Origin of the sequence: Fibrobacter sp. (genome assembly GCF_045112255.1) — a bacterium.
Taxonomy (GTDB): Bacteria; Fibrobacterota; Fibrobacteria; order Fibrobacterales; family Fibrobacteraceae; genus Fibrobacter.
Genome location: NZ_JBGUHR010000120.1, coordinates 80,205 through 104,908, shown reverse-complemented (window position 1 = coordinate 104,908; position 24,704 = coordinate 80,205). Strand labels below are relative to the sequence as shown.

Here is a 24,704-nt window from a genome sequence, read left to right as displayed (position 1 = left end):
GAACATGAAGCTCTTCCACGAAATGCGCGACGGCAAGTACGCCGACGGCGAGAAGTGCCTCCGTGCGAAGGTGGACCTTTCTAGCCCGAACATGAACATGCGCGATCCGGTCATCTACCGCATCAAGCATTGCACGCATCACCGCACCGGCGACAAGTGGTGCATCTACCCGATGTACGACTTTGCCCACCCGATCAGCGACTGGATCGAAGGCATCACGCACTCCATCTGCACGCTCGAGTTCGAAGCCCACCGTCCGCTTTACGACTGGTTCCTCATTGAACTTGGTTTGCAGAATCGTCCGCAGCAGATTGAATTTGCCCGCTTGAACCTCACGTACACGATGATGAGCAAGCGCAAGCTCCTCGAACTTGTGCAGACAAAGGCTGTGCTTGGCTGGAATGACCCGCGTATGCCGACCGTTTGCGGTTTCCGCCGCCGTGGCTTTACCCCGAGCTCCATCCGCGAGTTCTGCAGCCGCATCGGTGTTTCCAAGGCCGACTCCATGGTCGACGTGAACCTCCTTTACTTCTGCATCCGCGAAGAATTGAACCAGACCGCTAACCGCGTGATGGCCGTGATTGATCCGGTCAAGCTCGTGATTGACAACTGGGAAGCGGGCAAGGTCGAAATGATCGAAGTCGAGAACAACCCGAACGACCCGAACGCTGGTACGCGCAAGGTTCCGTTCAGCGGTGAACTCTACATCGAAGCTGACGACTTCATGGAAGAACCGCCGAAGAAGTACTTCCGCTTGAAGCCGGAAGGCGAAGTCCGCCTCAAGGGTGCTTACTTTGTTACTTGCAAGAGCGTCGAAAAGGATGCTGACGGCAAGGTCAAGGTGATTCATTGCGTCTATGACCCGCTCAGCAAGGGTGGTGAATCTCCGGATGGCCGCAAGGTCAAGGGCACGATCCACTGGGTCTCTGCCGCACACGCTGTGGATGCCGAAGTGCGCCTCATTGATAACTTGTTCACGCTCGAAGATCCGGCTCAGGTCCCGGAAGGCGAAGACTGGCACGATTACCTGAACCCGAATTCCATGGTCATTAAGCAGGCCAAGGTGGAACCCGCTCTCGCCGACGCGAAGCTCGAAGACCGCTTCCAGTTCATGCGTCAGGGCTACTTCTGCCTCGATAGCGAAGACAGTAAGCCGGGTCACCTCGTGTTCAACAGAACTGTGGGCCTGAAGGATTCCTTCAACCCGACAAAGTAAAATCCGAATTGATGGTTTTAGTTGCCCCGGTACAACAGCCGGGGTCTTTTGTTTTATGATGAATATTTTGTATTTTATTTTGTAGACTAAACTAAGAAGGAATGGGTTTATGAGAAATAAAATCCTGGTGTTGCTTTGTGTGTTTGTTTCGCTTTCTTTTGCCGAAGTTGAGAATCCGCTAAAAAAGGCTATGGATCTTGTGAATGAATCCAAGACTCTTTATTCGCTGAAAATTGTGGATAAATCGTTTCCGCTGCCAGATCGAAGCCGGTTGATCAACTTCCCGGTCTATCGCGAGAAAAAGGGCGATAGCTATGATGTTAAGGCGATTAAGGCTACGGGCGAGGCTAAAAAGTTGCTTGATAAGGCTGAAAATTATTTTGGTTCGCATCAGTATGCAAAGGCTCGTGACGCCTACACGCTAGCCTTGCAAGAAGACCCGAAACTGTATAGCGCGATAACTTATATTGGACAGACTTACGGTATCGAACGAAATTGGGACAAGGCTGAACTTTGGTATAAAAAGGCGATTGAAGCAAACTATGTGGATTTTCTTGCACACTGGCTGCTTGCCGATGTCTATAAAGTTAAGGGCCAAAAGGAAAAAGCTCTTGAAGAAATTTCAATCGCGAAAGTCTTGAACCGTAATAACCCGCGACTGGAAGCGTTGCGCAAGGAAATTTACGGATTAAATGGATTGAATATCAAGAACTGGACTTTTAACCCGCAGATGCGCATTGATCGGGACTCTGCGACTGGGAATGTGAATATGCAGTCCGATTCCATTTGGACGTATTATGCGTTTGTTCAGGCGGCATGGCTGTATGAACCCTATTATAAAGAAAAGGCGAAAAAAGTGCTGATGCCGCAAACCATGTACCGTGAATGCCTGATGGGCTTGTTGCCTTTTATGGAAAATAAATCCCTTAAGGAATCTGTTGAAGTGCTTCGCCGGCTTGATAAAGCTCTCAATGCGGATAAATTGAGCGAATTCGTATTCTATGAAATTCTCCTTCTGGATTATCCGACTGCGTCTTTCCAGTTGGATAAAAAGCAAATCGAGGACCTCAAGGATTACTTGATTTGGGCTAATCGAATGTAGTTTTTGGATAATCATGAAACCAAGGGGTGGTCGGCAGCATCTAATAAGATGTATTTTAAGGATAAGGAGGTTCCTATGTTTAAAAAGACGCTAAAATATGTTCTGCCATTGGTGTTTCTTTGGGCCGGATTGGCAAATGCCCAGGCGCGCTATACGCCTTCGGAACTGGATACGCTCGTTTCGACGATTGCACTTTATCCGGACCCGCTCCTGGTTCATGTCTTGGGTGCTTCCGTGCATGTCGATGACATTCCGAGAGCAAGTGCTTTTGCAAATGCCAATCGTCATTTGAAGGGCGACGATTTGGCTTATGCCATTGAACGTGCCGAATTGGAATATGATGAATCGGTGATTGCGCTCATTCCGTTCCCGGATGTGCTCCGTAAAATGTCGAAATATGCGACATGGACAAAACAGCTTGGCGAAGCTGTTGAAATGCAAAAAGCCGATGTGATGGATGCTGTGCAGAGAATGCGCAAGGTCGCTCACAAGAATGGTTATTTACAGAGCGATGACAAGGTTGCGGTGACGGTTGATGATAACGTATCCATTCAGCCTGTTCGCGAAGAATATGTGTACGTTCCCGAATATGACCCGCGTGTTGTTTATTATGTCGTATCGAGTGATAATGCTCGAATCCGTTATGTCGGTGGCGCATGGACGGGTGCGGGACTCATTTATTGGGGCTGGGATCCGTTCTATTATGACTGGGTGCACCGCCGACCGCATTACCGTCATCCGCACCGTTACGCACCGCCTCCGCGTCATCGCGCAAGGCCGCGCTATGATAGACCTGCGCCGAGGCCTCGTTTGGACAATCCTCCTCCGCGTGGGCGTTTCAACAATCCGCCGCCTCCGCGCCCGCATTCTTCGTGGGAAAGGCGACCCTCCGCTCCTGCGCCGGCTCCGTCGCGCACGTTGAACAAACGTCAGGAAACACCATTGGTACAGCCGTCAAACAATAGTCGTCCGGCTCCGCCTCCTCCGCCGAATTACAAGCGCCCGGCGCCACCTCCGCCACCGCCGCAGGCTTCTAGTTCGAATGATGAAGAGGATAACCGCTGGAATTCTCGTCGTTCAGAACGCCATCACGGCTCACATAACCCTCCTGCGCCACCATCGCGTAGAAGGTAAGGTCAAAGACGCTGAATCTATTCTTTCGTCTCTAGTCTCTCGTCTTTCGTCTTATTGTGCTGCAAATCGGGCATTCTTCGTCTTTGTGCCCACGCGCCTTGCAGTAATTGCGCCCAAAATAAATGATTTGCAAGTGACGCTTTTCCCATTCGCTTTCGGGAAAAGCTTTTTTTAAATCTTCTTCGGTTTTTTCGACGCTCGAACCGTCGCTTAAGCCCCAGCGTTCGGCGAGACGGTGAATGTGCGTATCGACCGGAAATGCCGGGAGCTTGAAAATGTGGCTCATGATGACGCTTGCCGTCTTGTGGCCGACTCCGGGGAGGCTTTCGAGTTCTTCGAACGTGTGCGGAACTTCGCCTTTGAACTTCTCGACGAGCGCTTGCGAGAGCTTGAATATGTTTACGCTTTTGGTGTTAAAGAAACCGCAAGGTTTGATGATTTCGGCAATGCGGTCTACACCGAGCTTGATCATCTTGGCAGGGGTGTCTGCTTCTTTGAAGAGGACGGCGGTTACCTGGTTCACGCGGATGTCTGTGCACTGGGCGCTCAGAACGACTGCTACAAGGAGCGTGAAAGGGCTTGTGAAATCTAGCGGAATGGGCGGATTTGGGTACAGCTCGTCCAGCTTATCGCCGATGAATTTTATTTTCGCAGCTCTGTTCATTTTTCAGCTCCTTCAAACTTTACTGGATCCTTCACTTTCGTTCAGGATGACGAGTGCGTTTGTGCGATTCTTGCTCCTTCAAACTTTATCGAATCCCTTCGCCTTTGGCGTCAGGATGACGAGTGTGCTTGTATAATTCGCACTACTTTCGTTTAAACGTCGCGCGTGAAGTCCTGCTGCATGTTGAAGCTCGGCATTTCGTCGTGCGGGTGGCCTACCTGAACGGCCGGAACGCCTGCATACGTCGTGTGTGCCGGAACGTCGTGAAGCACCACTGCGCCGGCCCCGATCTTTGCTCCATCGCCAATGTGAATGTTGCCAAGCAGCTGTGCGTGGGCGCCGAGCATAACGCCGTTACCGACTTTCGGGTGACGGTCGCCAATTTCATTGCCTGTACCGCCCAAGGTCACGCCATGCAAGAAGCTCACGTTGTTCCCGACGGTTGCAGTTTCACCAATCACGATGTTTGTGGCATGGTCAATCAAAAGTCCGTGGCCGATCTTTGCTGCCGGGTGGATGTCCATACCGAACTTGCGGCTGATGATATTCTGGAGCATCTTTGCCGGGAAATGCCTGTGCTCTTCCCACAGAACGTGGGCTACGCGGTAAGCCTGCAATCCTTGGAATCCCTTGAACAGGAGGAGTGGTTCCAGATGGCTGGTGCAAGCCGGGTCGCGGAGGACCGTTGCGCGCAAGTCCTTTGTCGCGCAAATGAGCAGATTGGGGTATTTTTCGTACATGGCACTGAACATCTTCTCGAGTTCCGTGCGGTCGATGACTTCACCGGCGAGCTGACAGGCGAGGGTTACACCAAGCATATCCGCAAAGTTCTTGCGGTTGAGGACTTGCTCTTCGAGCATTAATTTCGAAAGCGGCTCGGTATTGACGAGTTCTTGCGCTTCCTTGCGGAGAATAAGTTCGATTTCTTCTGGTGCCATGATGCGCCCAAATATAGAAAATATGCAGTCGTGGCGCGTTTCTATTTGCTTTTCTTATAACTCAAGCAACGCTTTGGAGGGGATCCAGAACCAATCGGGCCTAAATTCCAGCTCGTAACACGCTTCGTAGATGGCTTTTGCCAAAATGTAGGGCTTGGATTCCTTCTCGATTTCTTCGGTGGAAATCCCGGAGACCTTGGAGTATCCTGTGACAAATGCTTTTTGCGCTTCGGTTGGGTCGGTCTTGGCGACGGCGCCTGCGTAGGCGAAGCTGCGCAGCATCCCGGCGATATCGACAGCGGGGGAGCGGATGGTTCGCCTGTAGTCGAGGCTGCGCGTGGGTTCGCCTTCAAAGTCTATAATCTCGAAATGCTTGGTGCCGTTTGCACTTTGCGTAATCAGCACTTGCCCCAGGTGGTAATCCCCGTGGATGCGTTGCTTTTTGATGGTCTTGTCGCTGAAAGTCTCGCGGAGTAGGTCGCTATAGCGGATGCGCAGTTCCGGGAGCTTCTCGCGCAGTTGCGGGGCATATTCAGTGTCCGTTGTGTTTTGAAGCAATTGTTGCAATCGGTCAAATGGCGGATCGATGCCGCTGTACTTGGGGCCGCTTAAATGCTTCAGGCTTTCGTGCATCTGGGCGGTAGACATCCCGAGCTGGAAGGCGTCCGTGCTGTTCATGTTGCTGCAGAACTCGCTCCAGGCGTCAAGTGCATTCGGGAAATGCTCTTCGAGGATTCCCCACGTGTAGATTTCGCCGCCTTTCGTCTTGTAGTTGCACACGGCATAGAGCCTCGGGACGCGGCTGCTGTCGGCTTTATTCATGGCTTCCAGAATTTCGGCTTCGGGGTGGATGCCTGGTTCTAGCCTGCGGTAAAGCTTGAAGAAAAACTTCCCTGGAGCGCAAAATGCGGAGTTGCTTTGCTCTTTAGAAATGGGCTTAATGCTTGTCAGGGCGCCCCTAGAAATCGGTCTTGTAAGCCGAAACGAAAAGAATCCTTTGTCGCCTGAAAATATGGATTGCTGCGCGCCGTCGAGGAATGCGTCTTCGAGAATTTTTCCGACCGCGTTCTCGTCATCGATGATTGCGTAAATATCGCTTTCGCCATCGGCAAACGAGACTTTTGCAAGCCTGATGCGAGTGCCTCCGGCCTCTGTGGAATCGAGCTGATCCACACGGGTTACGTTTCTGTTTTTCCCCATGAACCAGCGTTGTTTGCTAAAATATTTTATGAGGTTCATGTTTCGAATATATAATTTCTGAGATGAAAATATTTTTTTAATAACAATTTTTCTCGATCAAATAATATATAATATAAACCATAGGAGATGGAAGGGTGGATTCTCCTTGGAAAAATAAAGAAAGTGTCTTCGATTATGTTTCGACTAGTTCATGACTAGATTCGAGCGGGATTAGGAGAGGGCACTTTCTTTTTCGTTTTATCAGCTATTTACCTGGATTTGTGAGAGGTGCGAAATATCCCTGGGAGCGCAGTGAGGCTAAAACTTTCAGCTGCTGCGGGACGGGTTCGCGTGGAAGGCCTTCGACGACGAAGGGCGGAATTTGCTTGATGGGCTTGAATGCTTCTGGAACATCACTGTAGTCGCAGAGTTGCCATGCGGCAAGCAGTTTTTCGATGAATGTACTCCACGGAAATTTGTCGGTGGGGTGCATCGTGAATCTTGCGGGTTTGAGGTTGTCCCTCGCATCGAGCAAGAGGCTCCCGTCTTTGTAACAGGCAATAACGGCGGCTTTCCTGGATATGCCGTCTGTTGCTTTCTGGGCGGGAATGTCTAAAATGAGCTGCAAAATAGAACTTATGCTGTAGCGAGTTCGCGTTGGATCAGGCTGTACTCGTATTCGGAAATGGAGGTCATCTTTAAGATCAGTTCGCGCTTGAGACCTGCTTTGATAAGTTCCTTTGCTTCATCAATCTTGCTTGTTGTTGCCATATAGAGCCTCTTATTTTACAGAATGTAATATAAAAATAATTTTTCTGTGGCAAAAATGTCAATATTGGAAAGAAAAATTTTTGGCAAATATATAAAAAATGTGTTCTGTAACACATTGATGGTCAATGAATTAGAATTGACAGATTGTCCAAGGCCGATTTTTGGAACTGGGCCTATAAAAATTCCGGTGGAACAATTCCGTCGAGAACGGGGAATGACTTGCGGTAGTGGCGCTCGGCCTCGAGGTCCAGTTCGGCAGAAATGACGGCTTCGCTTTGGGCAGGGCCTTCGGCCAGGATGTCGCCGTTGGGCGAAATGATGAGAGACGTGCCGGCGAGTGGAACCTGGGTGTCTGGGGATTCACTTACGGCATTGACGGCGGCGATATAGACCTGATTTTCGATGGCTCGTGCCTTGAGGAGCGTTTCCCAGTGGGTGCGCCTTTTGGCGGGCCATGCCGCCTGGATCGTGATGAGGTTTGCTCCTTTTTGTGTTGCCTTGCGGAAAATTTCCGGGAAGCGCAAATCGTAACAGATAAACGATGCTACCGTCCAATCTTGTAGTTTAAATAAATTAACCTCAACCCCTGGTCGGAACGAATCCTTTTCTGGGAAGAATAAATTCATTTTATCGTATCCGCAAAATTCCTGGGCTGAGCGCGGATTGTATATGCTGACGTGGTTTAAAAATTGATCGCAGCTGTTTGCTTCACGCGCTCTTGAAATGCCAGCACCCATGATGGTGCAGCCTGTTGCGGTCGCGACTTCGGAAAGCATGTGTGCGGTTTCGCCGGATTTGCAAGTGCTGAAGTCTTCGGCAGCTTCGCTTAGATTGGCCGGTACGTAGCCCGTGGCAAACATTTCGGGGAGGAGCACAAGGCTTCCTTCTGTAGGCTTTTTTTCGAGAATAATTCTCTTTGCTCTTGCGATATTCTCGGTTTTATCGCCTTTGGCACTGTCCAGCTGGATTAAATAAACTTTAAGCATGCGTATAATATAAGATGTTGCGACGTGGCTAAAAATTTTCTTGCATAAATTATCTATTTTGAAAGCATGAATTTTCGCCTAATTTTCAGTTTTGTCCTATTTGTTGTGGTTGGGGTCCTTGCTGCTTCGCCAACAACGGTTATTGGTGTCGTTCTTGAGGCTGAATCGGACTTGCCTATCAAGGATGTCGCTGTCTCGTATCAGTCCGGCAAGCGCATCGGGGAGACTGATTCCCGAGGTCGTTTCGAGCTGACGGTTGATTCTAAAAATGCGACGCTCGTGTTTAAAAAGGAAGGCTACGATAGCGTCTTTGTGGAACTGCAAAATTTTGCAGATCTTCTGGACATGGTCATTACGCTTAGCACGAATGTTACAAACCTCGGCGCAAGCACGATTATCGGTGATGGCGAACCTATCAAATGGGAAGTCGAACGCACTGTGAAGCTCGAAAAACTTGAAGATGCTGCCGGCATGCGATTTGACTTGACGGAGCATTTGAGCCAGATGCCTGGGGTTTCGGGCCAGAAGGATTTTAGCAGTGCCCTTTATTATGATGGATCGCGCGCAAGCGATGTGGCATACCATTTGGGCCGCCTCCGCATTCCGAATATGCGTCACTTGGACGTCGGTTTTCCGGGTAACTTGTCCATCGTGAATCCGCATACGTTGAGTGGCATTGAAGTCCACGACCATTACGGTCAGGGACCGCTTGGGCAAGGACTTGCAACTTCGATCCAGTACATTCCTGAGCAGACTAAAGGCGAATGGGGCTTAAGAGGCTCTGCAGGGCTTACGCTTCAGGAAGTTGTCCTTGATGCTCCATTCTTTATCTGGGATAGTTTCCGCTTTGCATTCCGTCGCCTGGATGGTGATATGCTCAAAAATTTGGGTGAAAAATTCTTTACGGAATTCCGCAAGCGTAACGACGACTGCTCTGGCGACTGCAAGGTGAAGTCTTCGGACCCGTTTGACCTTTCGGCGTTTGACATTTATGCGCAGTTGAACGGTTCTGATTCCTTGGGAAATGCGACATGGGCTTTGCGTACTTTGTACAGTTCTGATGAATACAAGGTGAGTCAGGATACATCGTCTACTTATGGCGCTGTCAATTCAATTGATATTATTGAAGGTAGTCAAAGTTATTTGGTTATCGGTGCTGAGTATGCATCGAAGTTCGGAACGAGTTTCCATGCGGGACTTGTCCGTGAAAGTCTAAGCGACACGCTGCGCGATACGACGGGATTCCGTACGGGCAAGATTTCGGACCCGACGGCAAGATCGTTTATTGATGGTTACAGCCAGACTCATACAACACTGAGTGCCGGTGCTGACAAGAATTTTAATGCAGATATTTTCGGTGCTGATTTGCGTGGTGCTGTTCTTTATGAACATCACTTGGTTGAACGTAGCTATCCGGTTCCTGGTGGCGAAGAAAGTAGTGACTACCAGACAGGTGTCTTGTCGGGTGCTGTAACGCTTGACTGGAAAAATGATTATTCAGAACACATGATTTCTGTGGGTGCTGTTGCCGACGCTGCTGACCATAGGGCGCTTCCGACGGCTTCGTTTGATATGGAACGCAATTTGTCCAGGACGGATACCGCTTACTGGAGACTCTTTGGTAATGCCGCTTATCGTGCAGACTGGAAACATTATTTTGATGACGGTGATTTGACGGGGCGCCTGGAATCCGGTACGTCGCTCAAGTTGGGCTTGGGCTACCGTTCAAAATATCTGGTCGCCCAGTTCGCGGGCTTTGGACGTTTCTACTTTGATCCTTTGTTGCCGTTGCCGAAAGCTTTTGCAAATTATAAAGATGTGACTCCGATTGATTTTGCCTGGGTTACCGGCGCTTCGGGTTCGTTCGAATGGAAAACTTCGCACCACTTCTCGATGGCAATGAATGCAAGCTCTGTTTATGGTGAATATGAACTGAAGGGAGGCAAGTCCTTGCCGTGGGAAGCCAACTCCCGTCTGGATGTAGTTTCGCACTTTAGGTATTATCCGCGAAAGGATTCCATCGTGTCGGTTATTTTGACGCACCATGCGGCATGGCATAGACCTCTTTATTACTATGCCATTAAACCGGCATCGGATGGCAAGAGCGGAACCCGAGAACTCAAGGACTATAACAAGTTTACGGATTTGTACAGAACCGACGTGCGCGTGAATCTCGATTTGACGAAGACGAAGGGATTCTTTAGAAATGCAAGATTCTATTTGGAACTTGACAACATCTTCTCGAAGCTCGATGTGGCTGCGCTCAAGTTCCTTGGTTCTGAAAATGGTCGTGAACGCTCTTGGGTCGCTCGCGATAAGGACAAGAATACTGCGAATGGCTATGACCTTGTGCCGTTTATCGCAAAGGGCATGGGACTCTTTTTTCAGTTTGGCGTAGAAGTGCAATTGGGAATTTAATTAGACGAGAGACGAAAGACGAGAGACTAGAGAAAAAATGTCATTGCGAGGAATGAAGTCTATTCTTTGGGTAATTGCATTTTTCGCTATTTTTTCGTTTGCTCACGTGACGGATAGCTTGTTTGTACCGCCGAAGCCTGCTAAGCCTTTGCGTTATTGCACTTCGGCTAAGCAATGGGTGGATTATGCCAGTCACGATTCTAATTTAGTTGAAATTACGCACATGCGCGGGCTGCGCATAGATTTGCGTTATGCCTCGTTTAACAATGTGACCGGTCATGATATGTATTGTGGGATCCAGCGCGCTTTTATCCATAAGGATGGTTTGGCGAAGCTGAAACGTGCGCTTTCGATTCTCGCCAAGGAATTACCGGGATATTCGCTTGTGATTTTTGATGCAGCGCGCCCGATGTACGCGCAATCGGTTCTAAAGCAATCTGTTGCTGGGACGCCCTACAGTCATTTCGTTTCATCGGGCAAGACTGGCGGGCTTCATAATTACGGGCTTGCGCTTGATTTAGGAATTGCCGATAGCACTGGCAATTTGCTTGACATGGGTACGGATTTTGATTCGTTTGAACGTTGTGCAGGTGCTGTGGGCGAGGCCGAAGCTTTACAGAGCGGGCGCCTCACGCAACAGCAAATTGATAACCGCAACTTGCTCCGCAATATCATGAAACGTGCGGGCTGGGTGATGCTCCCGAGCGAATGGTGGCATTTCAACGCATTCACGCGTACTTATACCAAGGAAAATTATCCGCTGTTCCCGATTTGAGTTAAGAACTCTGTGTTTTTGTTAGTCATCCTCCGTTCTGCCTGGCTACAGACAGAACGGAGGATCCATACAATAAAAAAAGTAATGTATGGATTCCCTCCTTCGCTACGCTCAGTCGAGAATGACTTTTTTAACAATCTCTAGTAACTATAATCTCGTATTTACGATAATGACTTTATACTTGCGCGTTTTAAGCGGTCGTTGAGCGCCATGCCAACGCCTGTGTTCGGGATAGGGTCCACGAGAATCAAATCGAACTTGGGATCGTCAAGGTCGTGCATAAAGGCGTAAAGTTTTGATGTGGCTTCGACCATGTCGCCTGTAGCAGACAAGTTTACGGTCGCCGGAATAGGGCCTGCTTGAGTGCCAAACGCAATGCGTACGGTATGCTCAGGGAGCGTGTAGCCTGCTGGAATTTCGCCGTAGTAAAGCGGAACTTGCGGGCGGTAATGCGTATCGCACTGGCCGGGGGCTAGCATCGGCTGGCCCGGCTTGGATGTAGATTCCTTGATTTTGACTTCACCGAGGATGGCCTTGAACATCTCGGGCGTGATGGCGCCTGGACGCATCACGGTCGGTTCACCGACGAGCGAGATGATGGAACTTTCAACGCCAACGGAGCAGGGGCCACCATCGACAATGCCGGCAATGCGGTCGGCGAGCTGGGCGGCGACATGTTCTGCCGTTGTCGGACTCACGTGCTTAAAGAGGTTTGCACTCGGGGCGGCGAGCGGGAGTCCTGATTCCTTGATAATCGCCTGTGCAATTGGATGGCTCGGGAAGCGCACGGCCACGGAGGGGAGGGCGCTTGTGCAAAGGTCGGGAATGCAATCCTTCTTGGGAAGGATGATGGTCATCGGGCCCGGCCAATAGGCTTCAGCGAGCTTGTAAGCGCTATCGGGGATGTCCTTGGCAATGTCGGTGAGCTGTGCGATGTCTGCGATATGGACAATCAGCGGGTCGAACGTCGGGCGTTCCTTGGCGGCGAAAATCTTGGCGAGAGCTTTGGGTTCGAATGCGTTACCGGCGAGCCCGTAAACCGTTTCTGTCGGGATGGCGACGACTTCGCCTTCCTTGAGGAGGCGGGCTGCTTCGCTGACACTTGTCCATGGCGGGAATTTCATGACCCAAAAATAGAAAAAGGATGGCTTTTCTGCCATCCTCTTTTTTGCTTAAATGTTTTTCGCTTAAGCTTCGGTCGTTGCGGCTGCCGGAGCTTCTTCCTTCTTTTCGTCCTTGCGGCCGAAGGCAAACACCTGGTCGCAAGCAGAATTGAAGCGCTTCCAGATCTTTTCGGAGTGTTCACGAGGAACGGCACCGACTTCCTTCCACAAGCGGCGGAAATGCTTGACCTTGTTCATCGAGGCAACGACCGTCTGATCGTTCAAGTCGGTGAGCAAGTCTTCAGCCTGTTCGCAGAGGAGAATCTTCTTCTGGAGGTTGTTCTGGCGAGCTTGTTCCTGAATGTCGAGCTGGTCACGACGGCGGGTGAAGAAGTCATCGCAGACATCGCGGAATGCCTTGCGGAGTTCGTCATCGTCGTTACCGCAAGAACCAAGCGTGACCCATTCCTTCTGGATGTCACGAACGGCATCGGCGAGCTGGTTGGAGCCTGCGCTTTCGGCAAACTGGCGGACCTTTTCGATCATTTCCTGCTTTTTCTTCTTGATGTCTTCAATCTTGGCCTGGAGTTCCGGGTCAGATTCAGCCATCTTGGCGACAATCTTATTCACGATTGCGTTGAAGCGTTCGTTGATGGATTCGACAGCGTCCTTCGGGACCATGCCAATCGTTTTCCATTCAGCATCGATGGCCTTGTAAGCTTCGATGACTTCCGGAGTGATATTGGCAATGTCGAGAGCTTCGAGCTTTTCGCAGAGAGCCTGCTTCTGTTCGAGGTTCTTCTGCTTTACGGCATCCATTTCTTCAAAGTGGCTGCGCTTCTTTTCGAAGAAGGAATCGCAAGCGGTGCGGAAGCGAGTCCAGATTTCGTCGGACTTGCTCTTCGGCACTGGGCCTGTAGCCTTCCAGGCGTCCTGCAACTGCTTGAGCTTCGTGGAGGTGGCATTCCAATCGGTCGAATCCTTGATGGCTTCGGCTTCGATGCAGAGGGCGACCTTCTTTTCGTAGTTGGCTTCGCGGCTTTCGTCTTCGTGCTTCACGTTTTCTTTGTGCTGGGCATAGAAGGCGTTCACGGCGTCCTTGAAGCGCTTGTTCAAAGCGGCAAATGCTTCCTTCGGGACCATGCCGATATTCTTCCAGTTTTCCTGGATTTCCTGCACGGCCTTGAACTTGTCCTTCCAGAAAATTTCGGCGTTTGCAACGAGTTCTTCGACCTTCTGGCAGAGGGCTTCCTTGTCAACGAGGTTCTTCTGGCGTTCGGCGTTCTGTTCTTCGATGAACGGAGCGCAGTTTTCCTTGACCTTGTCTACGAGAGCCTGGAAGCGGTCGCGGTAGTCCTGGAACTTGGCTGCAGAAATCGGGCCGATTTCACGCCACTTGCCGCAGAGTTCGCGGAACTTGGCAAGCACGGCCTGGCTCGGAGTTTCCTTGGAGAGCGCGTCCATTTCTTCGATGATGGTGTCGCGGTCCTTTTCGTTGTGCCAGTTTTCCCACTGCTGCATTTCCTGGAAACGGGAGGTGGCAATCTTGTATTCCTGCCAGAGATCGTGGTACTTGAACTTCTGTTCGCCGACGATTTCCTTCCATTCCTGATAAGTGTCGCGGAGAATCTTGTGGATTTCGCGGAACTCCTGGTTCTCGTCGATGTTCTGGATGCGTTCGATGAGACCGCGGAGCTTCTTGGAGTTTTCTTCGATGACCTTCTGGGCTTTTTCGTTGAATGCGCTGATGAGTTCATTCAGCTTGGTGCGGAGTGCATTGTAAGCCTGGAGGATCGGATCGTCGCCTTCGAGGAGGGCGAGCTTTTCCCATTCGCGGACGATGGCATGCAGATGCTTGCCCGTGTTTTCATCGATTTCCGTTTCGGAAAGAGCCTGGAGACGTTCGAGAAGGCTCTTGCGGATTGCAATTTCTTCTTCGCTTGCGTTTTCAGATTCTGCGGACGGAATTTCAATCTTCTTTGCTTCCTGGGACTTGAAGTAGGCGTTGTTGAAGCGCTTGATCAAGGCGGCATCCATGACGGACTTGCCTTCGTTCCATTCCTGGATGATTGTATTTACGCGGTCAGCGTTTTCTTCGGTCGTGCCGGCTTCGAGCAATCCTTCAAGTTCTGTGAGCGATTCCGTGAGGCGCGCAATCTTTGCCTGCTTTTCGGCTTCGGCATTTTCGGCGGCCTTCTTTGCGGCGTTTGCTTCGTCGTAGAACTTGTTGAAGCTTTCGTAAATTTCATTGAGCGTTGCAGCAGATTCGCCCATGCCGAGTGCGCTTGCTTCGTTCATCAGGTCGTCAAACTGCGGCTTGGTGGCAAAAGCGTCCTTCTGGGCGGCGAGGAAGTGAGCCTGCTTGATGAGGGCTTCGCGCTTGCTCTGCAAGAGTTCGGCTGCCTTTTTGCCGTTGTCTTCAGCATCTTTCTTTGCACGAACTTTGTCTGAAATCTTCTTGCGGACGGAGGTGTGCTTGGAATTCTTGATGAGATCTGCTTGCAGGGATTCCGACGTGACGCGGTCTGCGGCGTCGAGTGCAATTTCTTCGCTGGAATCGCGTGTTGCAATCTGGGCGAGCAAGGACTGCTTGCAGCACTGCTTGACAAGTTCTTTCTTTAAAATTACGTTGTCTGTAGCCTTGAGGACGTCTTCGGTATAACGAGTATCCTTGATGGCATCGATATAGCCAAGAACTTCGCTGTTCAGTGCAGATTCGTTAAAGCTCTTCAATTTTTTGACGATTTCTTCGAAGGCTCTTGTTTCGGCCAAACGGCGTACGCCGGAGTCATTGTCTTTCGTAGAAATTTCCTGAAGTGTCTTAATAATTGCAAGTTTCTTAACTGCAGCCATTCGCACTTCGACATTATCATCGGAAAGGGCAACTCGTTCAATAATATCTTGACAAGTGAGTTCATCCAAGTCGGCAATGGCTTCGATGCGCTTTGCTGGGTTGGAATTTTGCCATTTCGGTTTAAATGCGTCAAAAATGCTCATAATATCTCCAATAGGTAGGTGGGGCTTCCTCAGCTCCATATAGCATAATCTAACTAAAAAAATATTACGGTCAGGAAAAACAGTGCGAATTTATGCCCATTTAAGCTTGTAACAATACTATCTTTGCCCCGTGGCTAAAAGAATACCCAAGACAACGGCTCCAGAGATGGTTAAGGAACGCTGCAATTCGGCGCTTCTCTCTCGTTTTTGCGAAGTCTATATTCCCTTGTCCCCATCTGTTTTTACTTACGGGGTGCCTGAAGGCGTAAATATTCAGCGGGGGAGCGTTGTCTGGGTGCAGCTGGCTCGACGTAAGCCTGCTCTTGCCTTGGTCAGCCGCGTTCATGACGAAAAGCCTGCTTTTGATGTTCGGTATGCATGCCCGCATGAGTCTGGATACGTCTTTTCCGGACGTTATATGGAATCGCTGGAATGGGTCGCTAAGTATTATATAACAACGCCCATGCGCGCATTGAATGTATTTTGGCCGGCAGATTTTGATAAGTATCTTGATGCCTTGCTTGCCGAAAAAAATGCTGAACCTCGGGGTGAGGCTCCATCGGTTGGACCTGAAATGGTCGTCTGTTCGAACTTGCCCCCCTTGACAGCGGAACAGGAGACTGCACTTGCCAGTCTTGTGGATGATTTGGATAAGGAAGGTTTTCGCGGATCGCTTTTGCATGGTGTGACCGGCAGTGGCAAGACGAGAGTTTATCAGGAATTGGTACGCGAAGCGCTTAAGCGCAATAAGCGTGTACTCATTCTCGTGCCTGAAATTGGGCTTACTCCGCAGACGGCGTCTCGTTTTGAAGACTATTTGAAAGTTCCTGTGGTTGTGTTGCATTCGGCACTCTCGGCTCCGCAAAAGCGCGCTGGTTACTTGTCCGTACTCGACGGTTCGGCTAAGGTTGTGCTTGGAACACGCAGTGCGATTCTTTCGCCGTTTGATTTTGATGTCGTTATCTTGGACGAAGAGCATGATTCTTCGTTTAAGCAGCAAGACCCTGCGCCGCGCTATCATACTCGCGATCTGGCTTTCCATTTGGCTCAGAAGTACGGGGCGCTTGTGGTGCTTGGTTCTGCAACACCTTGCCTTGAAACGTATCGCAATGCAAAGACAGGGAACATCAAGCTTTTGACGCTCAAGAATCGAGCCACGGCGGCACCGCTCCCTGAAGTGAACGTGATTGACATGGGCAAGGTCCGCCAGCAGAAGGGAATGCTTTTGTCGCCTACGTTGCGCGAAGCGCTTTCGGATTGCATCACGGGCGGCGACCAGGCGATTATCCTCATGAATCGTCGAGGTTATTCTAAAATTAGAGTTTGTTCTAAATGCGGTGAAACTCTTTATTGCAAACATTGTCATATACCATTAGTTTATCATAAGCAGTACAATGCGCTGATGTGCCATTACTGTGCGGCGCTGTATCATGTTGATACGCCGTGCCCGACATGTGGTTCGGAAACTTATGAGTTTGTGGGGGGCGCCATTGAAAAGCTTGAAGAAGAAATTCAGGAATGGATTGCCAATGCAAAGGTGATTCGCATGGATCGCGATACAACGCAGAATGTCGGCGCTGTCGAAAAAATATTGACATCGTTTCGGAATCGCGAATACAACATTTTGCTTGGAACGCAGATGGTTGCGAAGGGCCATGATTTCCCAGGCGTAAAACTTGTGGGAATTGTCGGTGCTGATTCGGGCCTTGGAATCCCTGATTTTCGTTCGACGGAACGCTTGTATCAGCTGTTGAGCCAGACGGCGGGCCGCGCGGGGCGCGCCGATGGCGGAGGCCGCGTGTTTATCCAGACTCTCAATCCGACAGAACCCGTGATGCAGTATGCCATTCGCCATGATTTTAATGGATTTGCCAATATGGAATTTTCAAATCGGCAAATGGCTTTTTATCCGCCGTTCTGCAAGCTTGTTGAAATCAGTTGCGGATCGAAAGATGAAAACTTGCTTCGCGATACGGTCGATCGTTTAGAAAGTATTTTGCGCAAAGAATCTTCGATGACGGTGCTTGGGCCTGTCGATGCGTTTGTGCCGAAAGTGCAAAACGTGTTCTGGGTAAAGCTCTATATTAAAACGCAAAATCTTGCGGTTGTGCGTAAAGTTCTGGCTCCGATTATGAATGCGCCCAAGGCATGGGTTCCTGGCGTAGAAATTAAAGTTGAATTTGAATAAATAGCGAATTATCTTGGTAAAATATTTTTACATAAAAAGTTGACTCTGAAAAGCGAATTTTGTAAATTTACGAAAAACTTAAAAAATGGAGCTGGAATGCTTAAAAAGATTTTTGTGTTTTCCGTAATGCTTGCAAGTATGGCTTTTGCAGGTAATCCCTATGGTTATGGCTCTTCTGAAGATGCCGATGCTGCTGCAGGCGTTCTTGAACAGAATAAAGCTTCTGCAGAAAATCAATCTGTAGTTAACCAAACTCAATATGAAGATAAAAAGTTTGCCCTTGTGTTCCACCCGATGAGCACAATAATCAATGGTGCGCAAGGTGTATTTACCTTTTACTTAAACTTTGAAGCCGGCTTTGGTTCCCTCTTTTCCTTGATAACCCGTCCTGCTTATTTGAATGGCACTAATAACGGTGTTACTGCTTCTGGTTTTGGCATTGAAGAAGGTTTCCGTTTCTATGTAAGCGGTAAAGGCCATAAGGGATGGTATGTGGAACCAGAAGTATTTTTTGGCTCTTATGATATTTCCAATTCTCGCGTTAGTGCAACTGCTAGTAATTTTGGCGCGGCAGTAGTTGCAGGTCATAAATATGTAAATGGACACTTTGTGTTTGGCTTTGATGCTGGCTTTGGTTTTGCCTCTGCGTCTGCTTCGTCTGATGATGTGGATGTTGACGATTTTGTCCAAAATTCCTTTGGTATAGCAATGGATGTCTATTTAGGTTTTGCTTTCTAGTCAGGAGAAAAAATGCGCACGTCTATTTACGCCGTTCTTGTTTCCCTATTGATGCTTGTGGGTGCATCTTTTGCCCAGTCCTGGGACAGCTACTCGTCTAATGGTTCGACAAGTGAATATAGCGAAACTTCTTCTGCACCGAAATCCAATGCTGGAAAAATTTCTCAAGTAGAAAAGAAGTGGTTCATCGGTGAAAACATGGTGACGCAGGATGCTGTCGAAGCGGCCTTGAAAACGAACTCGGAAGCTGCAAGTGATCTGAGCACGTCGAAGATTTTCTACTATCCGGCTCTTGTTATTGCCACTGCGGGTGGTGCTGCTGTTGGCTATGGCGTTGTAGCCTGGATCAAGGGCGATAGCGATCTTGGCATGCCGCTTACACTTGGCGGTGTGGGCGCTTGTGGCCTTGCATTCTTGCTTGGCTATGTTTCTGGGAATTATTTTGATTCTGCTGTGGAAATCTACAACAAGGCTCTTGATTCCCAGACTAGCTTGCAGGTAAAGTTTGGCGTGATTCCGCAGGGCGGAATTGGCCTCGCTTTTGCTTTCTAGAATTTAGTTGTCTGCAAGCAGACCAAAAAATTGACCTTTCACGAGCCAGCTCACGCCAAAGAACGTGAGCGCAATGGCTTCGACTATGAATATTTTTGCAGAGAAGGTGATGGGGAGGATCAATAAAATCAGCGTGGAGAACATTCCGATTCCGCAGACTTTATAAATGATGTTCCTTATCCTTTTCTGCTTGGTATTGCTTTCGCCGAGTGTGAACAGGAACAAGCTGTTTATGGCTAATAGCAGGAAAAATAGAACTGCTGCTGTACAGTGAATCTTGTCTGAAATCTCCACCGGCAGTTGGAAAAATCCGACAGTGCCTGGGGCAATTGAACATTTGCATGGGAATATGACAATCATCAGTCCAAAAATGCCGGACAGCGTGGACACAAGATCGTCGCGCCAGTCATAGCCTTTATAGCAAATCAGGACGATTGCCGCTGTTGTAAGGATTCCGGTCAGAGATGGCGTCAGGTAATAGGTCGCTGAAATGGAGAGCGTTTCCCAGAAATCGTCGGCGATGATGTTTGGCTGTGCTTTGGCCACGATTGCAGCGCCGGTGAGTGCTATCCACGGGAGAATCATTCCCAGGAAACCCGCAAAATTGCGGATGCGCTTCATCCATGTTTCGGCGCATTTTTTTGTAATGGCTTTAACGTCTTCTGCGTTGCATTCGCTAGTAACCTTTTCTTCGCTCATAAAGAACCTCTTTGCTCCGTTTGCTTTTCAACAGAAGCTTAATATAATAAACTCTTGAAAAAGTCTTGCTTATAATTCTACGATAAATCGGTAAAAACAGAGCGCGGAAACACCGAGAATAAAGATGAGCACGATTACGAATTGTATCGGGTGTTCATGAAAATCATAATCGGCTTGACCGTACGTAAACTTGCCGCGGACAATCGCGCTTATGAAAAGAGCCAAGAAAAGTATGCCTAAAAGAAGTGTCATGGCGGATAAAATAGAAATTAAACGTGATTGTGCTTTAACCCCATTGAAAAAGTGCTTGTTCAATAGTTGACAAAATAAACGATTTTGCAAACGGTTGTTTGCAAAATTTACAATGTTTTGCTTTTTGAAAATTTTCTGTTGTAGATTAACACCTCCAAACTTAACGGAGGGACATTTATGAACCAATCTATTCCTGAAAAATTGAAAGGCAAAACATACATCGACCCGAGAACCGACATTGGATTCAAAAACCTATTTGCAAGCAAGGATGCCATCAAGGACTTTGTTGACGGAATTTTGCACTTAAAGGGCGATGATCAAATCAAGGATTTGAAATACTCGTTCGATGAGGCTATCCGGTTTATGGTTCCCGAAGAGCGGAAGGTCATCTTGGATGCTTTCGCAACTACGGGATCCAAACGCTTTCTTAATATTGAAATGCAGAAGGCTGACCATAGTTTCTTTATAGACCGCACTATACTGTATAAGGCGTTCCTAGTTATTAAAGGCAAGCATGAAATGGAAAAATCAGAAGAATTCAAAACGCTCACAAAAGAAGAGAAGGAGTATCGGCGTTATGAAATCCCCGAAACAATTTCCATTTGGATTTGTAATTTTGAATTGCCACATCGCATGGGAAATTACATCGATGAATGGGCTATTTATAGCAAGGAAATGCTGAATAGAGGAACTGTTGAGACTGTTTTCCCTAAAAATAAGTATATTATTGTATGTCTGCCGAAGTTCAATAAGACCGCAGATGAGGTAAAAGACCCTGTTGATGCTTGGCTTTATGTGCTCAAACATGCACATGAGGGCGACCCGCTCCCTGACTTTGGAAACGGAATTGTCAATGAAGCTTTAAAACGCATCAAAATCGAAAACTTGGACAAAACAACCCTGACTGAATTGGAGCGAGAAATGATTGCGAAAGAAGAAATTGAATGCCGTTTGGCTGGAGCCAAGATTGAAACTCGATATGAAATGATTGATGCTATGTTTGCTAACCCAAAATTGACAGATGAAGATATTTCTGCCATTTCTCGAATTTCTTTGGACGAAATCAAAAAGCGCCGCGCTCAACGCTGATGTCTAGAATGTTTTTGATTGTTTTTTCGCCCGGCTCGGCTGGGCTTCTTTATTTTAACCCCGCTCAAAGCAAACTCTTATAAGATTGTGGAATTTCAATGAGAAGCTCATCTTTATTGGAATTCCATTCTTTTTCTTTATTTTTATCCCAATACCATACCGTATAGTGATAAATCGTATCGTTTGTTCCGTCGAGTACAATGGGTTCTGCTCTGTCCCATTCAAAGTTTAACCTACTTCTAGTTTTATATAGTTCTTTATCGGAACCGAAATGTACCTGTGTCAGCAAAACCGAGCGATGGAAATCCCTTATGTCAACGGTCTTTTTGGCAAGCAATTGTCGCCCACCTCCCGATTTACGTTTTATATAGATTTCCATATCAGCAACATCTCTTAAACGACGCCGGCACGGAAAAATATCCCCCCCCCTGCAAAAAAACATTGCAGTATTTTGCAGCATAAAATTTCAAATTTCCACTCCAAGTTTGTTTATAATTTGAATCATTTTGACTATAGGAAATATCCTTTTGTTCCTTTCCATTGATAGTGTATTCCAGCACATATTTTTCAGTAAACTTAAGAGGACCATCAAGAATTCCATAAACAAGCATTTGTTCAGCATCTTCATAATACGAGTGCATTCCTTCCAAAACAGGATAAAAGCACGATGACAGCAGAATGGATATAGAAAAGAATAAAATATTTCTGAGCATACAAATAACCGTTAGTTACTGCAACCTTTGGTCGGGTCGATTTTTGAATCGTTAACAAGACTCGTGATTTTCTTTGCTAAACGCTGGGCGTTGGGATGATATTCATCAATGTCTGGAAGTTTCAATATTATCGTTGTTGCGTTTTTATTATTGGCAAGTTCAATAAATACGAATGGATGAAAACATAGGTCTCCTACCCAAGAGTATTCAATCTCCGGTTGATAATAGGTGATTTCTTCAATGATGTCTTGAACTAAGTCACGTGGCAAGTCGTTGCGATAACAAGAATCTGTTTGCGATTTTTCATTGCTTATATAACGGAGTTCCGTTGTTTTTAGAGTTATAGAATCTTTATATACGGATATATTTGCTGTGAACTCATCTGCTCCGGTTTGTATAGATGCGAATATATTGATGTCGCTGTTTTTATCAGCTTCAGGATGTTTCGAGTAAAAATCGTTTATGGATAGTTCAAACCGTTCCGTTTGAAAAACGTATCCAAACGCTCGATTGTATAGAAATTCAGATCCTGACAGAATTAGGAAAAACGTAATAAATGAAATGGTGAGATAACAGGTCTTTTGCTTTTTTGTTTTTTTGCTTATAGTGAGGTAAAATGTTGATAAAGGAAAAATAGCTATGAGTAGCCAGCAAATACACCATGCAAAAATATAGGGTCGCTGTGTGGAATCCTGCTCGTTGATTGCAAATATTACGGATATCGAAAGTGAGATGACAATGAAAATTGTGAGTAAAATCGATACGGTTTTCCCTGCAATGAACATTGCCCTGGGATGCTTGGTCGAAATGTTGGCGAAAATGCCTAATAGTAAAGGAATTATTGCAAAAATGATAAAAAGTACAATATTTACAATTATCATGAATAATGCGTCTGTCGGTTCCATAAATTCATTCCTTTTTTAAAATAAATCCAGCGTACTGTCCAGATAAATTTCTTCGCGAACTTTGAGTTGGTGTTCGGGCTTTGTCATGTAGTAAAGCAAAAATTCCAGAATGAGGGCGCTGCCGAGACTGCGGCCTTCGATTTTAAAGTGCTGGAATCCTGCGGGGGCGTAGATGTTTTGAATGTCCTCGATTCCGATGAAGCCGGGATTCTTCATGGCATCGGAGAAGCGATAGCCTCTTTGGGCTGTGGGCGAGACGCAGACATGGTCTTCGCTGTTTTCGCCGAGGTTTTTCTGGCTCACGTTCTCGTAGCATTTTTTGCGGTCGTAACAGCCGAACCAACAACATTCATTGCAAAGGAATTCGACTTTTTGCTTTTGCGCGTCCGTGAGCGCATTCAGCTTATCGAATTGCTTGTTGAGCCTAAAATCGGGAACGACATAGCGAAATTCTTCGCGGTCAAGCTCCGCTTTGAACGGTTCAAAATCGGTAATGACTTTTGTGGTCGATGATACAAAGTAATAACTGGGGTACTTTGACTTGATGTAATTCAACAACAAATCGGAATGAACAATGATTCCGTTTTGAACTTCGCGCATTTCGCCATCGTCTTGAAAAGCGCGATTTTTGTTTGCATTGGAAACTGCGCCGCTTTCAAACATTTTGCACAACTTGTTGCATCGGGTGTCAGCGAGGTGTTCTTCGCGAATCAATGAATTGCTGAAAGTGAGCCGTGCTGAAATCCTGTATTCGCGCATGAGTTCCGCAACTTTTCGCGGCTCAGCATCGCCAAAGCCTACGCGGCCTCCACCCCAGATGCAATCGCTCGGCGCACCGTATATGGAACCGATTTCGCACCAGTTGTAAAAATATTCCCGGTGCTCGCGCCAAAGCGGCAAGAACGCCTTGTACAAGTCGTAAAATTCAAATAATCCGGGAAGGTGGTAGTAGATTTTCATTGGAAATGAGTGAAATCCTGTTCAAATGATGTCAAAAATATATAAAAAGCGATAATGAGAAAATATGGTAAGATAAATTATTTACTATCCCAAGAAATATGCGCAATATGGATTTTGTTCTGTTTCCCCAGCGAAAAAATTTTTGCAAAATTTTGAAATGTCATTATATGACACTGTTAAAATCTAAGTTTACATTGTAACCTTCAGAAAGGAGGCCTGCAATGGCAAATGAAATGTTTTACGTGAAGATTGAAACGTCCCGGAACATAACGGTTTACGGGTTCTCGCGAAGCGCGACCGGGATTCTTGATTTTGTTGATGGCGCATCGGCAAAGGATGAGGATCTTTCGCAGATGCAGTGCGTTGACGGGAGTGCTTATTTCACGCCTTCTTGGTACATGTTCCTGCCCAAAGATCTGCAAGCGACGATCAATGTCTATTTGCCTAGCGATGTCAAGAATCTGGATGTCGGGCAGTATTCGTTCTTGCTGCATGTAGGCGCGCTGTTGCTTGCTGTCGATGAACGTGATGGCTTGCTTGTCGCCGAACTTTTACGCCGCCGTGTGACAGTGTTTTCGAGCTTTTTACCGCTAGTGCTTCACCTCATAAAGCCTGTGGCGGCGGAAGCTTTGTTTGCATATGTCTATGGCGGGTTCCGTGGCGATTCGAACTTTACGCAGATTTACAAGGCTAATGTTCCGATTGCAACGGGCGAAACGGATGTTTCTGCGATTCTCCTAGAGGCTGCAAAGGATGCTCTCAAGCCGAATCCCGAAAAGGAATCTCCTGAAGAAATGTTCATCCGCTATTTCCGCGAAAAGGAATCGTTTGACTTTACGATCGGGCTTGTGGGCGCAACGAACCACCCCTGGATTGCTGGTATCGAAAAGTATGAATCCGTTGTAAAGGCGGCGACGGCATTTCGTTTCTTTGATGATGCTGCGGTTGGCTCCAAAAGTCAGGAGTTCTTCGCATCGCTTGCGACCAAGGTGCAGGCGGAACCGTACAATCCGCATGACCACAACGCGATTAGCGTGAGCATTGATGACTTGGGGGCAAAGCTTAAAGGTCTGTCGTCCAAGAGCAAGGCTGGGTATCTGCGCGCGACGGGGGCTGCAATTTTGCGCAAGGCTCGTCCGAACGTGTTTGCGTACGGGTCTAAGCTGTGGCGCTTGGGAGCGGATCCGAGCTTTTTTGAAAATTCCATTGTCGTAAGAATTCACACATAACACCTCACACAAAAATTCCCGCCTCTCGTTGAACGTTTGAGGCGGGAATTTTATCAAATGCGAATTCGATGTAGGATCATGGCCAATGACTAATGA

Annotated in this window: 22 protein-coding genes; 10 read left to right on the top strand and 12 right to left on the bottom strand. The window is 47.8% G+C overall.

Annotated features, from left to right (window positions below):
• The 3 genes from glnS to ACJMM9_RS15775 form a co-directional block, all read left to right on the top strand.
• Positions 1–1,216: glutamine--tRNA ligase (glnS, locus tag ACJMM9_RS15785; RefSeq protein ID WP_405329080.1), on the top strand; the 1,216-nt coding region annotated here is incomplete at its 5' end.
• Positions 1,217–1,325: 109 nt separating this feature from the next.
• Positions 1,326–2,318, top strand: coding sequence for a tetratricopeptide repeat protein (locus tag ACJMM9_RS15780; protein ID WP_405329077.1), 993 nt, complete (start codon positions 1,326–1,328; stop codon positions 2,316–2,318).
• Positions 2,319–2,393: 75 nt separating this feature from the next.
• Positions 2,394–3,452: a DUF3300 domain-containing protein gene (locus ACJMM9_RS15775; RefSeq protein ID WP_405329074.1), complete on the top strand. Its 1,059-nt coding sequence runs from the start codon at positions 2,394–2,396 to the stop codon at positions 3,450–3,452.
• A 31-nt stretch (positions 3,453–3,483) separates the two neighbouring features.
• On the opposite strand, the gene nth is transcribed toward ACJMM9_RS15775, so the two are convergent.
• The 6 genes from nth to ACJMM9_RS15745 form a co-directional block, all read right to left on the bottom strand.
• Positions 3,484–4,116 (bottom strand): endonuclease III, encoded by a 633-nt coding sequence (gene nth / locus ACJMM9_RS15770; RefSeq protein ID WP_405329071.1) that lies wholly within the window; start codon positions 4,114–4,116, stop codon positions 3,484–3,486.
• Positions 4,117–4,268: 152 nt separating this feature from the next.
• Complete coding sequence (gene cysE, locus ACJMM9_RS15765; protein WP_405329068.1) at positions 4,269–5,054, bottom strand: serine O-acetyltransferase; 786 nt, start codon at positions 5,052–5,054, stop codon at positions 4,269–4,271.
• 54 nt (positions 5,055–5,108) lie between these two features.
• Complete coding sequence (locus ACJMM9_RS15760; protein WP_405329065.1) at positions 5,109–6,293, bottom strand: phosphotransferase; 1,185 nt, start codon at positions 6,291–6,293, stop codon at positions 5,109–5,111.
• A gap of 205 nt (positions 6,294–6,498) precedes the next feature.
• Positions 6,499–6,861, bottom strand: a complete 363-nt coding sequence (locus tag ACJMM9_RS15755; protein WP_405329062.1) for a hypothetical protein — start codon at positions 6,859–6,861, stop codon at positions 6,499–6,501.
• Between the two features lie 8 nt (positions 6,862–6,869).
• Positions 6,870–7,004 (bottom strand): hypothetical protein, encoded by a 135-nt coding sequence (locus ACJMM9_RS15750; RefSeq protein WP_254917272.1) that lies wholly within the window; start codon positions 7,002–7,004, stop codon positions 6,870–6,872.
• Between the two features lie 173 nt (positions 7,005–7,177).
• Positions 7,178–7,990, bottom strand: a complete 813-nt coding sequence (locus ACJMM9_RS15745) for a nitrilase-related carbon-nitrogen hydrolase (RefSeq protein WP_405329058.1) — start codon at positions 7,988–7,990, stop codon at positions 7,178–7,180.
• 66 nt (positions 7,991–8,056) lie between these two features.
• Between ACJMM9_RS15745 and ACJMM9_RS15740 the strand changes: the two genes are divergently transcribed.
• Positions 8,057–10,408, top strand: a complete 2,352-nt coding sequence (locus ACJMM9_RS15740) for a hypothetical protein (protein WP_405329055.1) — start codon at positions 8,057–8,059, stop codon at positions 10,406–10,408.
• Positions 10,409–10,460: 52 nt separating this feature from the next.
• The gene (locus tag ACJMM9_RS15735) at positions 10,461–11,183 is read left to right on the top strand and encodes a M15 family metallopeptidase (protein WP_405329052.1); all 723 of its coding nucleotides are present in this window, start codon (positions 10,461–10,463) and stop codon (positions 11,181–11,183) included.
• Between the two features lie 161 nt (positions 11,184–11,344).
• Here the strand turns inward: ACJMM9_RS15735 and ACJMM9_RS15730 are convergent, their stop codons facing one another.
• Positions 11,345–12,343, bottom strand: coding sequence for an L-threonylcarbamoyladenylate synthase (locus ACJMM9_RS15730; protein WP_405329049.1), 999 nt, complete (start codon positions 12,341–12,343; stop codon positions 11,345–11,347).
• Positions 12,344–12,370: 27 nt separating this feature from the next.
• Positions 12,371–15,283: a DUF349 domain-containing protein gene (locus tag ACJMM9_RS15725; protein ID WP_405329046.1), complete on the bottom strand. Its 2,913-nt coding sequence runs from the start codon at positions 15,281–15,283 to the stop codon at positions 12,371–12,373.
• A 130-nt stretch (positions 15,284–15,413) separates the two neighbouring features.
• Between ACJMM9_RS15725 and priA the strand changes: the two genes are divergently transcribed.
• From priA to ACJMM9_RS15710, 3 genes are all read left to right on the top strand, one after another.
• Positions 15,414–17,471 (top strand): primosomal protein N', encoded by a 2,058-nt coding sequence (priA, locus tag ACJMM9_RS15720; protein WP_405329043.1) that lies wholly within the window; start codon positions 15,414–15,416, stop codon positions 17,469–17,471.
• A gap of 96 nt (positions 17,472–17,567) precedes the next feature.
• Positions 17,568–18,209, top strand: a complete 642-nt coding sequence (locus tag ACJMM9_RS15715; RefSeq protein WP_405329040.1) for a hypothetical protein — start codon at positions 17,568–17,570, stop codon at positions 18,207–18,209.
• Between the two features lie 12 nt (positions 18,210–18,221).
• On the top strand, positions 18,222–18,761 hold the full coding sequence (locus ACJMM9_RS15710; RefSeq protein WP_405329037.1) for a hypothetical protein: 540 nt from the start codon (positions 18,222–18,224) through the stop codon (positions 18,759–18,761).
• A 3-nt stretch (positions 18,762–18,764) separates the two neighbouring features.
• On the opposite strand, the gene ACJMM9_RS15705 is transcribed toward ACJMM9_RS15710, so the two are convergent.
• On the bottom strand, positions 18,765–19,460 hold the full coding sequence (locus tag ACJMM9_RS15705) for a hypothetical protein (protein WP_405329034.1): 696 nt from the start codon (positions 19,458–19,460) through the stop codon (positions 18,765–18,767).
• A 429-nt stretch (positions 19,461–19,889) separates the two neighbouring features.
• Here ACJMM9_RS15705 and ACJMM9_RS15700 point away from each other — a divergent pair, with 429 nt between their 5' ends.
• Complete coding sequence (locus tag ACJMM9_RS15700) at positions 19,890–20,801, top strand: PD-(D/E)XK nuclease family transposase (RefSeq protein WP_405329031.1); 912 nt, start codon at positions 19,890–19,892, stop codon at positions 20,799–20,801.
• Positions 20,802–20,865: 64 nt separating this feature from the next.
• On the opposite strand, the gene ACJMM9_RS15695 is transcribed toward ACJMM9_RS15700, so the two are convergent.
• The 3 genes from ACJMM9_RS15695 to ACJMM9_RS15685 all read right to left on the bottom strand — a co-directional run bounded on the left by ACJMM9_RS15695 (position 20,866) and on the right by ACJMM9_RS15685 (position 23,379).
• On the bottom strand, positions 20,866–21,261 hold the full coding sequence (locus tag ACJMM9_RS15695) for a hypothetical protein (RefSeq protein WP_405329028.1): 396 nt from the start codon (positions 21,259–21,261) through the stop codon (positions 20,866–20,868).
• Positions 21,262–21,525: 264 nt separating this feature from the next.
• Entirely contained in the window at positions 21,526–22,419 is an 894-nt protein-coding gene (locus ACJMM9_RS15690) for a hypothetical protein (RefSeq protein WP_405329025.1), read from the bottom strand.
• A 15-nt stretch (positions 22,420–22,434) separates the two neighbouring features.
• Positions 22,435–23,379: a hypothetical protein gene (locus ACJMM9_RS15685; protein ID WP_405329022.1), complete on the bottom strand. Its 945-nt coding sequence runs from the start codon at positions 23,377–23,379 to the stop codon at positions 22,435–22,437.
• Between the two features lie 221 nt (positions 23,380–23,600).
• Here ACJMM9_RS15685 and ACJMM9_RS15680 point away from each other — a divergent pair, with 221 nt between their 5' ends.
• Positions 23,601–24,608, top strand: coding sequence for a hypothetical protein (locus ACJMM9_RS15680; protein WP_405329019.1), 1,008 nt, complete (start codon positions 23,601–23,603; stop codon positions 24,606–24,608).
• The last annotated feature ends 96 nt before the right edge of the window (positions 24,609–24,704 follow it).

Bases quoted from the DNA above. Each gene is read 5' to 3' on its own strand.
- cysE (WP_405329068.1), bottom strand. From the start codon at position 5,054: ATGGCACCAGAAGAAATCGAACTTATTCTCCGCAAGGAAGCGCAAGAA.
- nth (WP_405329071.1), bottom strand. From the start codon at position 4,116: ATGAACAGAGCTGCGAAAATAAAATTCATCGGCGATAAGCTGGACGAG.
- ACJMM9_RS15715 (WP_405329040.1), top strand. From the start codon at position 17,568: ATGCTTAAAAAGATTTTTGTGTTTTCCGTAATGCTTGCAAGTATGGCT.
- ACJMM9_RS15745 (WP_405329058.1), bottom strand. From the start codon at position 7,990: ATGCTTAAAGTTTATTTAATCCAGCTGGACAGTGCCAAAGGCGATAAA.
- ACJMM9_RS15740 (WP_405329055.1), top strand. From the start codon at position 8,057: ATGAATTTTCGCCTAATTTTCAGTTTTGTCCTATTTGTTGTGGTTGGG.
- ACJMM9_RS15735 (WP_405329052.1), top strand. From the start codon at position 10,461: ATGAAGTCTATTCTTTGGGTAATTGCATTTTTCGCTATTTTTTCGTTT.
- ACJMM9_RS15680 (WP_405329019.1), top strand. From the start codon at position 23,601: ATGGCAAATGAAATGTTTTACGTGAAGATTGAAACGTCCCGGAACATA.
- ACJMM9_RS15695 (WP_405329028.1), bottom strand. From the start codon at position 21,261: ATGCTGCAAAATACTGCAATGTTTTTTTGCAGGGGGGGGGATATTTTT.
- ACJMM9_RS15700 (WP_405329031.1), top strand. From the start codon at position 19,890: ATGAACCAATCTATTCCTGAAAAATTGAAAGGCAAAACATACATCGAC.
- ACJMM9_RS15750 (WP_254917272.1), bottom strand. From the start codon at position 7,004: ATGGCAACAACAAGCAAGATTGATGAAGCAAAGGAACTTATCAAAGCA.
- ACJMM9_RS15780 (WP_405329077.1), top strand. From the start codon at position 1,326: ATGAGAAATAAAATCCTGGTGTTGCTTTGTGTGTTTGTTTCGCTTTCT.
- ACJMM9_RS15775 (WP_405329074.1), top strand. From the start codon at position 2,394: ATGTTTAAAAAGACGCTAAAATATGTTCTGCCATTGGTGTTTCTTTGG.
- ACJMM9_RS15760 (WP_405329065.1), bottom strand. From the start codon at position 6,293: ATGAACCTCATAAAATATTTTAGCAAACAACGCTGGTTCATGGGGAAA.
- ACJMM9_RS15725 (WP_405329046.1), bottom strand. From the start codon at position 15,283: ATGAGCATTTTTGACGCATTTAAACCGAAATGGCAAAATTCCAACCCA.
- ACJMM9_RS15690 (WP_405329025.1), bottom strand. From the start codon at position 22,419: ATGGAACCGACAGACGCATTATTCATGATAATTGTAAATATTGTACTT.
- ACJMM9_RS15730 (WP_405329049.1), bottom strand. From the start codon at position 12,343: ATGGCAGAAAAGCCATCCTTTTTCTATTTTTGGGTCATGAAATTCCCG.
- ACJMM9_RS15685 (WP_405329022.1), bottom strand. From the start codon at position 23,379: ATGAAAATCTACTACCACCTTCCCGGATTATTTGAATTTTACGACTTG.
- ACJMM9_RS15705 (WP_405329034.1), bottom strand. From the start codon at position 19,460: ATGAGCGAAGAAAAGGTTACTAGCGAATGCAACGCAGAAGACGTTAAA.
- ACJMM9_RS15710 (WP_405329037.1), top strand. From the start codon at position 18,222: ATGCGCACGTCTATTTACGCCGTTCTTGTTTCCCTATTGATGCTTGTG.